The organism is Alexandriicola marinus (genome assembly GCF_004000435.1).
Classification (GTDB): Bacteria; Pseudomonadota; Alphaproteobacteria; order Rhodobacterales; family Rhodobacteraceae; genus Alexandriicola; species Alexandriicola marinus.
In genome coordinates, this window is record NZ_RBVZ01000001.1 from 577,190 (window position 1) to 587,938 (window position 10,749).

Genomic DNA, 10,749 nt, shown 5'->3' on the forward strand with positions numbered 1-10,749 from the left:
TCCTGTCTGGTCTGAAAGCGTTGAGCGGTTGATAGCAGGGCAGGGGACAAGATCAAGCTGGCACGCGTCAACATCAAGGCTGTTTCCTAACGCCCTGAAATCAGGGGGTCTTGTTGAATTGCCGCGTCGGGGGCTTTGGCATAGTCTCTTTGAACGAGGCACGATTCGCATGTTTGCGGCCTCTGGTGCCGGTCCAAAGGTGCTGTGATTGTGGCCAGTGGCGCGCCACACCGCTATGTTTCGATGCGCGCGATGGAGAGCCCGCGAAGAACGGGCTGGTAGACGACAGGGCAAGACGGTCATGAGCGAAATATCTGAATTCGAGTCGCGGATCACGTCTGCGCTTGCGCGGATCCGGCGGCAGGTCGAGGCTCTCGAAGAGCCTGGCGATGACGACGTCGACACCGTGCCTGCCCTGCGCCAGAAACTCGACGAAGAGCGGACGGTGAACGCCCAGCTGGAAGAACGTGTCCGCGCGCTCAAGGACCGGCAGGAAACAAAGATCGCCGAACTCGAAGCGGCCGTGGCCAGCGGTCGGACGCGGATGTCGGAACTCGATCATGAATTGCAGCGGCTGCAACAGGTGAATGCCGAACTGCGCGCGGTGGCCGGCGAAATGTCGACGGCACTGAGCGAGGGGGTGGCAGAGCCGGAACTGGTCAACCGGGCCATGATGGCCGAGCTCGAGGCGTTGCGCGCCGCCCATGCGGCAGACCGCGCCGAGATGCAGGCGATCCTCGCCGAACTGGAGCCGATACTTGGAGGGCAGAACTGATGCCGCAGGTGGAAATCCTGATCGGAGGCCGGAGCTTCGAAGTTGCGTGTCAGGAGGGAGAGGAATCCTATCTCGTCTCGGCGGCCAACATGCTTGATGCCGAGGCGACGGCCCTGTCTGAACAGATCGGACGGGTGCCGGAGGCTCGGATGCTGTTGATGTCCGGGCTGATGCTGGCCGACAAGACCGCCGCTCTTGAAGAAAAGCTGCGGATCGCGGAGGCCCGGTTGCGTGCCTTCGAAGAACAGCCGGCGCCCGAACCGACGCGGATCGAGGTGCCTGTCGTGCCCCACGAAGTCATGGAGATGCTGGCCGAGCTGGCGGCGCAGGCCGAAGCGCTGGCCGATACCGTCGACGAAAAGGCGGGCAGTGCGCGCTGATCAGGGGCGTGAGAACAGCCGGTAGAGACCGGTGGAATAATCCACGAATCGTTCCAGCCCATCTGCACCATTGACCGAATGGCGCAGCCTGACCCTAAGGCCGCTGTTGCCGAGAATCACGACGATCTGGCCGCGAGGCCCGGCCTTGAGCGGCTCCCAGTCGAGAAACACCTTCGCCAAATCGCCCAGATCGACCCGGAACGACGGGTCTGCGCTGGCATAAACGATCATCCGTTCATGGGCGGGCCAGACCTGAAGGGGAGGGATCGAATCTCCGATATCCTGCCCGACAAGCGCGCGGACCTCGTCCTGGTCGATGGCGCCGGTATTGCTGGCTGATGTGGCCCCCCCGGCCTCGCCCGCGCTGTCTCCGGGGCGATGACAGATGATCATCAGGTTGTCGGCCCAGCTCGTCGCGGTGCTGTGGTATTCGGTGATGTTCTCGGCTTTCACGCCGGATCGCGCCTCGAACCGCTTGGTTTCAGCCTGCCAGGCCGGGCCGGAGCGCGACGCAAGCCGGAGGATCGACGGGCGGCCGAGGCTCTGGCTCGTGATCATCAGTGACCATCCGCGGCGGGCCGCAAGGGCCTCGATCGCCTCGCGACGGGTCTGATCTCTCTGGCGCAGATAGACGATCAGCAGGCTTATCGTGATCACGATAAGCAGCAGCACGATCAAGGCCCATAGAATGGTCATCATGATAAACGACTCCCGTCCGGCCAGAACAGGCCGATCGGTCCCGGGCCCAGGGCCCGGCCGGCAACAGTTTGGCGTTTGAAAAACCTCCCCCGGCGCACACTGCCCCCACAGTTTCGGCGCCGAGCCTTCCCAAGCGGGTGCACCATGGCCCCCCGATAATGACAGCTCGGCACACTGAACCACGGCGCCGTCGAAATGAATAGCGCGGCGCCCCCAAGTGGGGAAAACGCCGCGCCAATGTGTTGCAATCCCGCAAATGCGGGATGTGTCAGGCGTTGGCCTCCCGGATCTTGTCCGCGGCATCTTTCGAATAGACCACGCCCTTGTCGTCCAGCAGCTGGTCCAGCTCGCCCGACAGCGTCATCTCGGTGATGATGTCGCATCCGCCGACGAATTCGCCCTTCACGTAGAGCTGCGGGATGGTCGGCCAGTCGGAATAATCCTTGATCGCCTGGCGGACGTTTTCGTCCTCGAGGACGTTCACGTCCTGATACTCGACGCCCATGAAATTCAGAACGCCCGCCACGCGGGAGGAGAACCCGCATTGCGGCATGGACTTCGTGCCCTTCATGAAGAGCACGACATCGTTGTTGGTGACGGTATCCTTGATCGTTTCTTGTGCGCTCATTGCATTGGCTCCGCTGGGGTGTGTCCCGGGATAGGTAGGAGATTCCTACCCATTCGACAAGGTCGGTCGACCGGGCGCGGCGTTCAGGGCAGATCGTCGGCGATCCAGGTCAGGATCTGACGCCCCATGTGAAACTGCATCGGCTGGCCGAGATCGGAGCGCCGCAGGACGATGGCCGACTGGATCATGTAGTCGCCGGCCACCGGAGACTGGGAGACCGTCAGGAACGCATCCGGCACGATGGCCGGGACCTCGCCATCGACTGGAAAGAGCCAGTTTGCGAGGCGCGTGAGGGGGCCGGGGCTGACGCGGGCGATCTCATCCGCGACAGCCTGGCTGCGGACCGGATCGAGGGCGAGCCGGTGCCCGGTTGCGGGGTGTTCGAGAATGACATGTGCCATGGCGCTCACCAGTTGGGGAAGGCGTTGTAGGAGGCGACAGTGCCGTTGGCCGTCTTGCCGTCGGGGTAGGCCGCGTGAACGATACGCACCCGGCGGCCCGGGATCCGGATGATGGACCGCCCCAGCCGCACGGCCCGTTCCCCGCGCACGAGTTCGATGACTTCGCGTTCGGTCCTTATGCCGATGGACATGCTGCCGTAGCAAAAGCCCACGGTTCCGAAGACCGTGATCTTGTGGGCGAAGGATTGCGGGTTGAAGGGGATAGCCTGGGCCAGGCGTTCGGCAATGGGGCCGTGATCGCTGAAATTCAGCGACCGGTCGAGGCTGATGCCCGTGTTGCAGCCGGACAGATAGACCCGGGCCTCGTCCGCCCAAGGCAGGGTTTTCAGGTAACTGGCCCAGTTGGCCACATCGGACAGGCCGAGCGAGTTGTGAGAGATCGGGTTGCCATGGGCGGAGTGATCGATGAGGCCCAGAACGTCGTTTGGCCGGTTGGCGAGGATGGTGTTCAGCTTCGACTTGATGTCGTCGAGCTTGCGATAGCCGCTGATGATCTCGTAGTCCGGCAGCGAGGGGGAGGGATCAAGCCTGACGGTGCTGCCGGACCGCCCTTTCTTGAAGTCCCGCAGCGTGACACCGTCGGGAAGCTGGTTGTGGATGAACACCTTGATTTAGGCCATGCGCGGACCCCTCGCGCCGGTATGCCAGGCCCGTCCTGACGACAGTGATCATCGCAGAGGAGTCCTGCAATCCAAGGTTGTGGCGGGCGATGCGCTGTGGCTCTTGCTTTGCTCAGCCGGGGGCCTTCGTGGTCAGGGCGAGCGCGTGCAACTCGCCGTTCGCGCCGTCCATCTTGCCTTTCAGCGCGGCATAGACGGCGCGCTGTTGCTGGACGCGGTTCTTGCCGCGAAAACTTTCGTCGATCACTTCGGCGGCGAAATGCGCGCCGTCATCGCCCTGCACCTTGATGCTGGCATCCGGGAAGGCCTCGCGCAGGAGCGTTTCGATTTCATGTGCTGTAATTGCCATTCCGTGGGATCCTCGTGAACTGCCAAAGATGTAGGACGCGGGGACCGGCTCTGCAAGCGTCGCTTGCCTATGTGATCCCTCCGATGCAACGTCGTCGAAAGAGACCGGAGGAGACGACCCATGGAGATCACGGCAGACGATATCAGCCACCCGCTTGGTGCCGGTGTCACGACGCAATTGCGCGATATCAGGAAGGAATTGCCGCTTCGTGTCCTGTCCGAAGAGGATTGGCAGCACTGGATTACCAAGGGCTATGTAATCGTGCGTGGTGCCGTGCCCCGGGAAAATTGCGACAGGCTTGCCGCGCTGCTTTGGGAATTCGACGAGAAAGACCCCGACGACCCGTCGACATGGTACGCGCCCGAGCGTCGCCCGCATGTCCGGGCCGAGCTGAACAATGCCGGCATGGTCGAGATCTACCATCACCAGTATCTTTGGGACAATCGGATGGAGCCGCGCGTCTATGACGCCTTTGTCGATATCTGGGACAGAGAGGATCTCTGGGTCGCCATCGACCGGGCCAATCTAAATGTCCCGCGGAAGGATCGCAGCGGTTCTCCGGACGGGTTCATCCACTGGGATGTGAACACGTCACTCGACCCGCCGCCGATCGGCGTTCAGGGCGTGCTGAGCCTTTTGCCGCAGGATGGAGAGACCGGCGGGTTTCAATGTGTGCCCTACCTGTTCGAGCATTTCGCCGACTGGGTGAAGACCCAGCCCGCCGACCGCAACCCACTCCTGCCGGACATGACCGGGCTGGAGCGGGAAAACATCGTGATGGAACCGGGCGACCTGATGATCTTCAACTCGCTTCTGGCCCATGGCGTCCGCCCGAACCTCAGCGAGGGACGGGTCCGGATGGCGCAATATATCTCGATGCAGCCTGCCGATCAGGAGAACGCCGCGGAGCGGGAGGAGCGGATCCGCCTGTGGCGCGAGATCGAACCGCCGAACCGGCCCGATTTCCCCGGCGATCCGCGCGACTGGGAAAAGCGGCACAATGGCGGCCCGGCAGACTTGAGCCCCCTTGGCCGCAAGCTTCTGGGGCTTGACCGCTGGTAGACGGGCGAAATGGCGGAAGAGTCCCGGCAAAGGTCGTTGTTGTGAGCAAGTCCTGACATCTGCGCGCCAGATTTCGTTTCTAATGTCCTAACGATTACCGATGACATGGTTGACGAGATGACCCTGGAATTTCTGCTTCGAAACGCGATTACCTGTGCTGTTGGCCTGATGTTCGGAACATCGGGCGGTTACATCGACACGCTGCTTGGCCTCGGGATGGGGCCGATGGTTCTTCTGATCCTGTTCGGATTGGGTCTTGTCTTCGGCATCAGCGCGGCGGCCCAGATGATCTCGGCTTCATTGTCGCGCGTCGCGGCCGACCGGATCGCGCCCCGTCTCGCCGAACTCGCCTCCGGGCAGCCGGGTTGGTACATCCGTTCGCGGATATCGGTATTTCTGGTGGCCTATGCGGGCGGGGTCCTGTTTTCCGCCCATGTCCCGCTGGACGCTCTGGGCAGGATCCTCGGCGGCTACTAGGCCAACCGGACGGCGCCGCGTATCCGGGGCGCCGTTGGTCGGATCATCCGAAAATCGCTTCTTCGAAGGCGGAGCGATAGAGCGGGGCGAGTTCTGACATCGGCGCGACCCTGTCGCCGAATGACAGTGCATCGCCGCCAAAGCTGCCGACCTTCTCGATGGGAACAGAGCCTGCCTGCGCGGCCGCTTCAAAGGCATCGGTCGCATCGGGGGCCACGGCCACAAGATAGCGGGCCTGATCCTCCCCGAAGAGGGTTGCGATATCGCTGATCCCGAGCGAGACGCCTGTTTCCGAGCATTCCGCCATTTCGAATGCCGCAAGGGCGAGCCCGCCATCCGACAGGTCCGTCGCGGCCCGGATCGCGCTGGCCTGCGCGCGCAGGAAGTCGCCGTTCCGCCGTTCGGCGGCAAGATCGACCGGCGGGGCATCGCCCTCGGCGCGGGCGAACATTTCCCACATGAGAGCCGATTGCCCAAGATGGCCGGCCGTCGCGCCGATGACATAGGCTGCGTCGCCCGGTTGCGCGACCGTGCCGATGATGGCGTCGATATCCGGGATCAGCCCGACCGCGCCGATCGTGGGCGTGGGCAGGATGCCGGTTCCGTCAGTTTCGTTGTAGAGCGAGACATTGCCTGAAACGATCGGCATTTCGAGCGCCGAACAGGCCTCTCCGATGCCACGGATGGCGCCGACGAACTGGCCCATGATGCCCGGCTTTTCGGGATTGCCGAAATTGAGGTTGTCGGTCGAGGCAAGCGGCTTGGCGCCCACGGCGCACAGGTTGCGGAAGGCTTCGGCCACGGCCTGTTTTCCGCCCTCGACCGGGTTTGCCATCACATAGCGCGGCGTCACGTCCGAGGTGAAGGCCAGCGCCTTTGTCGTGCCATGCACGCGGACGATGCCCGCCCCCTGTCCGGGCGTGCGGATCGTATCGGCCATGACCTGGCTGTCATATTGCTGATAGACCCACTGCTTGGCCGCGTGGTTCGGGCTGCCGATCAGCGCCCGGAGGCCATCGATCGGGTCGATCTGCGGCACAGCGCCCAGCGGCGTGGCGGCGGGCGTCTCGACCCACGGCCTGTCATATTCCGGCGCCTCGCCCGACAGGGGCGAGAGCGGAAGGTCCGCCTTCACCTCGCCCTTGTGGCAGATGATGAACTTGTCCTCGGCGATCGTCTCTCCGACGATGGCAAAGTCGAGGTCCCACTTGTCGAAGACAGCCTTGGCTTCGGCCTCTTTCTCCGGGCGCAGGACCATGAGCATACGCTCCTGGCTTTCCGACAGCATCATTTCGTAGGCTGTCATGTTCTCTTCGCGCTGGGGCACGGCATCGAGGTCGAGCCGGATCCCGAGGCCGCCCTTGTCGCCCATCTCGACGGCCGAACAGGTCAGGCCCGCGGCCCCCATGTCCTGAATCGAGATCACGGCGCCGGTGGCCATCAGCTCCAGAGTGGCTTCCATCAGGCGCTTTTCGGTAAAGGGGTCGCCAACCTGAACGGTGGGGCGCTTTTCCTCGATCGTGTCGTCGAATTCTGCCGAGGCCATCGTCGCGCCGCCCACGCCATCGCGCCCGGTTTTCGCGCCCAGATAGACAACGGGCATGCCGATGCCCGAGGCTTCGGAATAATAGATCTTGTCGGTATCGACGAGGCCCGCGGCAAAGGCGTTCACGAGGCAATTGCCATTATAGGCCGGGTGAAACCGCACCTCGCCACCCACCGTCGGTACGCCAAAGCAATTGCCATAGCCGCCGACGCCGGCCACGACCCCCGACACGAGGGAGGCTGTCTTGGGGTGATCGGGCACGCCGAACGACAGCGAATTCATTGCGGCGATCGGGCGCGCGCCCATGGTGAACACGTCGCGCAGGATGCCGCCGACGCCTGTCGCCGCGCCCTGATAGGGCTCGATATAGGAGGGGTGGTTGTGGCTCTCCATCTTGAAGACCACGGCCTGACCGTCCCCGATGTCGACGATGCCCGCGTTCTCGCCCGGGCCGCAGATCACCTGAGGGCCTGTCGTCGGCAGTGTGCGCAGCCATTTCTTGGATGACTTGTAGGAACAATGCTCGTTCCACATGGCCGAGAAGATGCCCAGCTCGGTGAAGTTCGGCTCCCGGTTCAGAAGCCGGACAATCCGGGCATATTCATCGTCCTTGAGGCCGTGGGCTTCGATCAGGTCGGGCGTGATCGCCGGCTCTTGCATGGCATATCCTCGGGGCGGCCGCATATGGGCGCCCTGTTACGTCAGTTGCGCGAGGGAGGGAAGGGCGGAGCGCGGCGTCGGCCCGCATTTGGGCCCCCGGGCGGAAAAGTTTTTCCGCGCCTGTCGAAATCGGGCCGGGCTGTGCGTCCTTGGGGTATCGAAACCACAGACGGAGGCCCTGATATCCTGACCCGCCGCACGGCCCGCCCTGAATGAAATGAGGCATGCGGCTTGCCCGAATCCCGCCCTTTGGCGACACTTCTCATATTCTGAAAGGACCAATTCCATGCAATACATGTGCCTGATCTATTCCCCGCCGCCACCTGCCGATCAGCCCGATCCGGAACCCGGAACACCGGAGTTCGAGGCCTATATGAAACCTTGGAACGACTTTTCCGAAAAGCTGGTCGCCGATAGCGTCATGGTCGGAGGCGAGGCCTTGATGCCGGTCGAGATGGCCACGTCCGTGCGGGTCCGGGGCGGCAAGACCGAAACCATGGACGGCCCCTTTGCCGAGACGAAAGAGCAGCTTGGCGGCTATTACATCATCGATTGCAAGACACTGGACGATGCCATCCGCTATGCCGCGATGATCCCCGTGGCCGATTTCGGCACGATCGAGGTGCGGCCGGTGATGGACCTGTCGGCGGCGCAGGGCTGACCATGCGACCGGGAGAGATCGATGCCGAACTCTCCCGGCTCATGCGGGAGGACAGGGGGCGTCTTCTGGCCGCCCTTTCCGCCGATCTCGGCCAATTCGAGCTGGCCGAAGAGGCGCTGTCGCAGGCCTTCGAATCAGCGCTCGCGCATTGGGGCCGGCACGGGGTGCCGCAAAAGCCTCTGGGCTGGCTGCTGCGGGTGGCGCGGCGCAAGGCGATCGACCGCATCCGCCGCGCCGCACGATGGACGGAGCGGGAACGCACGCTTGCCGTCCTTGCCGAGCGGGAGGGTGATGGCGCGAAGATGGCCGAGATACCCGACGAACGTCTCAGGCTGATCTTTACCTGCTGTCACCCCGCGCTTGACCCCAAGAGCCGTGTCGCGCTGACGCTTCGGTCGCTGTGCGGGCTGACCACCTCCGAGATCGCGCGGGCCTTTCTCGATACAGAACCCACGATGGGGCAGCGGCTCAGCCGGGCCAAGGCCAAGATCGCGAAGGCGGGCATCCCCTTCCGCATTCCGGACCGGGCCGAATGGGACGACAGGCTGGGATCGGTGCTGGCCGTGATCTACCTTGTCTTCAACGAAGGCTATGCCGCCACCTCGGGGCGGGACAGGCTGCGCGTAGACCTATGCGACGAGGCGATCTTTCTGGCGCGGCTGCTTGTCGATCTGCGCGCCGATCCGGAAATCCTGGGCCTGTTGTCCCTGATGCTGACGACCCATGCGCGCCGTGCCGCCCGGGCGGATGCCTCGGGGCGGCTCGTTCCGCTGCGCGAACAGGACCGCGAATTGTGGGATCACGCGCAGGCGCAGGAGGGCCTCGCGACGCTCGACAGCGCCCTTGTCATGGGCGCCGCGGGACCGTTCCAGATCAAGGCCGCGATCTCGGCGCTCCATGTCTCTGCGTCATGCCATGATGCGACGGACTGGCGCCAGATGCTCCTGTTGTATGATGCACTTCTTGTGCATGAACCCTCCGACGTGGTTCGGCTCAACAGGCTTGTGGTTCTGGCGGAACTGGGGGGTGTCGAGGTGGCGCTTTCGCAATTGCGATCGCTCGAGCCTCAACTGCATGCCTATCAGCCGTTTCATGCGGCCCGGGCCGATCTTCTGAGCCGCGCGGGCGCGCATGCTGCCGCGCAGGAGGCCTATGACAGTGCAATCTCTCTCAGTCGGAACGCAGCCGAGCGCGATTTTCTTGTGCGGCGCAAGTCTGCGGTCGGGGGTGTCGGAGATGCGGGTGAGGGGGCCACACAAAAAAATGCCGGGCACAACGGCCCGGCGAAGTCCAACAGGGAGGTATGAAGATGCTGCACAACCAGTGTGCATCGCCTTCGACAGTCGACATAAGATTGGGCATCTGGTGGATCAAGTTTTTTGTATTGGATCCACGTCAAAGCAGATATGCGCCCTGTGCATGGCTCTGCTACGCCGGGGCGACGGCCGCCTCTTTCATCCGCCGCCGATGGGCAATGATTTCTTCCTGAACGAAGTCGCGGAAAACCATGATCCGCTTGGATTGCCGCAGTTCTTCCGGATAGGCCAGATAGACGGGTATGTCGCCGGATTCGAAATCCGGCAGCACCCGCACAAGTGCCGGGAAATCCTCGGTCACGTAATCGGGCAAGACGCCGATCCCGAGATTGTTCAGAACCGACTGCAGCACACCGAAATAATTGTTCACGGTCAGCAGGCTCGGGATGTCGTAGGTCAGAATATGCTGGACCATTGCCGCACCAGCCGAGACCTGCGGCGATGACGGGCTGAGCGAAATCAGACGATGCCCCGCGATCTCTTCGATCTCCTGCGGGGTTCCGTTGGCCGCCAGATAGGTCTCGGACGCGAAGAGCCGCATCTTGATCGACATGAGTTTCTTGCGGATCAGATCGGCCTGGCTCGGCTCCTTCATGCGGATCGCGACATCAGCCTCGCGCATCGGCAGGTCGAGGACACGTTCCTCGAGCATCAGATCGATCTTCAGATCGGGATATTTCTCGTAAAGCTTGGGCAGCCTCGGCGCGAGCCAAAGCGTGCCGAACCCGATCGTGGTCGTCACGCGCAATTCGCCGAACACCTCTTCCTCGCTGTCGCGGATGCGCGCCGACGCCGCCTCGAGCCGCTTGTTCATCGACTTGGTGGCGTCAAACAGCAATTCGCCCTGTTCCGTGAGGATCAGGCCGCGTGCATGGCGGTGAAACAGCGTGGTGTTCAGTGATTCTTCGAGCGACCGGATCTGACGGCTGACGGCAGATTGACTCAGGTGGAGGTTATCCCCAGCATGGGTCAGGCTGCCCGCATCGGCAACCGCATGAAAGATCCTCAACTTGTCCCAATCCATACCGGCCCCTCGGGTTGCGTCAATGCCAACGCGGCCTCTCGTTACCGGTCCGAACATGACCTATGCAACCGCGTTTGTCAGCGCATTCCGG

At 63.1% G+C, this 10,749-nt stretch carries 13 protein-coding genes; 6 read left to right on the plus strand and 7 right to left on the minus strand.

Features of this window, described 5'->3' with window-relative positions; all coding sequences use genetic code 11:
* Nucleotides 1-301: 301 nt before the first annotated feature.
* Nucleotides 302-775, plus strand: coding sequence for a hypothetical protein (locus EP376_RS02840; protein ID WP_127654015.1), 474 nt, complete (start codon nucleotides 302-304; stop codon nucleotides 773-775).
* Complete coding sequence (locus EP376_RS02845; RefSeq protein WP_127654016.1) at nucleotides 775-1,155, plus strand: cell division protein ZapA; 381 nt, start codon at nucleotides 775-777, stop codon at nucleotides 1,153-1,155. The genes EP376_RS02840 and EP376_RS02845 overlap by 1 nt, the downstream gene beginning before the upstream one ends.
* Here EP376_RS02845 and EP376_RS02850 read toward each other — a convergent pair whose 3' ends face one another.
* The 5 genes from EP376_RS02850 to EP376_RS02870 all read right to left on the minus strand — a co-directional run bounded on the left by EP376_RS02850 (nucleotide 1,156) and on the right by EP376_RS02870 (nucleotide 3,912).
* Nucleotides 1,156-1,854 carry a hypothetical protein gene (locus tag EP376_RS02850; RefSeq protein ID WP_127654017.1) on the minus strand — a complete coding sequence of 233 codons (699 nt, stop codon included), beginning with the start codon at nucleotides 1,852-1,854 and terminating at the stop codon, nucleotides 1,156-1,158. It abuts the gene before it with no gap.
* A gap of 268 nt (nucleotides 1,855-2,122) precedes the next feature.
* Nucleotides 2,123-2,482, minus strand: coding sequence for a Grx4 family monothiol glutaredoxin (gene grxD / locus EP376_RS02855; protein ID WP_127654018.1), 360 nt, complete (start codon nucleotides 2,480-2,482; stop codon nucleotides 2,123-2,125).
* A gap of 83 nt (nucleotides 2,483-2,565) precedes the next feature.
* Nucleotides 2,566-2,883 carry a hypothetical protein gene (locus tag EP376_RS02860; RefSeq protein ID WP_127654019.1) on the minus strand — a complete coding sequence of 106 codons (318 nt, stop codon included), beginning with the start codon at nucleotides 2,881-2,883 and terminating at the stop codon, nucleotides 2,566-2,568.
* A gap of 5 nt (nucleotides 2,884-2,888) precedes the next feature.
* The gene (locus tag EP376_RS02865; protein WP_127654020.1) at nucleotides 2,889-3,548 is read right to left on the minus strand and encodes a hypothetical protein; all 660 of its coding nucleotides are present in this window, start codon (nucleotides 3,546-3,548) and stop codon (nucleotides 2,889-2,891) included.
* Between the two features lie 127 nt (nucleotides 3,549-3,675).
* The gene (locus tag EP376_RS02870; protein WP_127654021.1) at nucleotides 3,676-3,912 is read right to left on the minus strand and encodes a BolA/IbaG family iron-sulfur metabolism protein; all 237 of its coding nucleotides are present in this window, start codon (nucleotides 3,910-3,912) and stop codon (nucleotides 3,676-3,678) included.
* 120 nt (nucleotides 3,913-4,032) lie between these two features.
* Here EP376_RS02870 and EP376_RS02875 point away from each other — a divergent pair, with 120 nt between their 5' ends.
* Nucleotides 4,033-4,974 carry a phytanoyl-CoA dioxygenase family protein gene (locus EP376_RS02875; RefSeq protein WP_127654022.1) on the plus strand — a complete coding sequence of 314 codons (942 nt, stop codon included), beginning with the start codon at nucleotides 4,033-4,035 and terminating at the stop codon, nucleotides 4,972-4,974.
* A 117-nt stretch (nucleotides 4,975-5,091) separates the two neighbouring features.
* Nucleotides 5,092-5,451 carry a hypothetical protein gene (locus EP376_RS02880; protein ID WP_127654023.1) on the plus strand — a complete coding sequence of 120 codons (360 nt, stop codon included), beginning with the start codon at nucleotides 5,092-5,094 and terminating at the stop codon, nucleotides 5,449-5,451.
* 43 nt (nucleotides 5,452-5,494) lie between these two features.
* Here EP376_RS02880 and purL read toward each other — a convergent pair whose 3' ends face one another.
* Nucleotides 5,495-7,657 carry a phosphoribosylformylglycinamidine synthase subunit PurL gene (gene purL / locus EP376_RS02885; RefSeq protein ID WP_127654024.1) on the minus strand — a complete coding sequence of 721 codons (2,163 nt, stop codon included), beginning with the start codon at nucleotides 7,655-7,657 and terminating at the stop codon, nucleotides 5,495-5,497.
* Between the two features lie 286 nt (nucleotides 7,658-7,943).
* On the opposite strand from purL, the gene EP376_RS02890 reads away from it, so the two are divergent.
* Entirely contained in the window at nucleotides 7,944-8,318 is a 375-nt protein-coding gene (locus EP376_RS02890; RefSeq protein WP_127654025.1) for a YciI family protein, read from the plus strand.
* Nucleotides 8,319-8,320: 2 nt separating this feature from the next.
* Nucleotides 8,321-9,625: an RNA polymerase sigma factor gene (locus EP376_RS02895; RefSeq protein WP_127654026.1), complete on the plus strand. Its 1,305-nt coding sequence runs from the start codon at nucleotides 8,321-8,323 to the stop codon at nucleotides 9,623-9,625.
* Nucleotides 9,626-9,746: 121 nt separating this feature from the next.
* Here the strand turns inward: EP376_RS02895 and EP376_RS02900 are convergent, their stop codons facing one another.
* Nucleotides 9,747-10,658, minus strand: a complete 912-nt coding sequence (locus EP376_RS02900) for a LysR family transcriptional regulator (RefSeq protein WP_127654027.1) — start codon at nucleotides 10,656-10,658, stop codon at nucleotides 9,747-9,749.
* Nucleotides 10,659-10,749 lie beyond the last annotated feature (91 nt).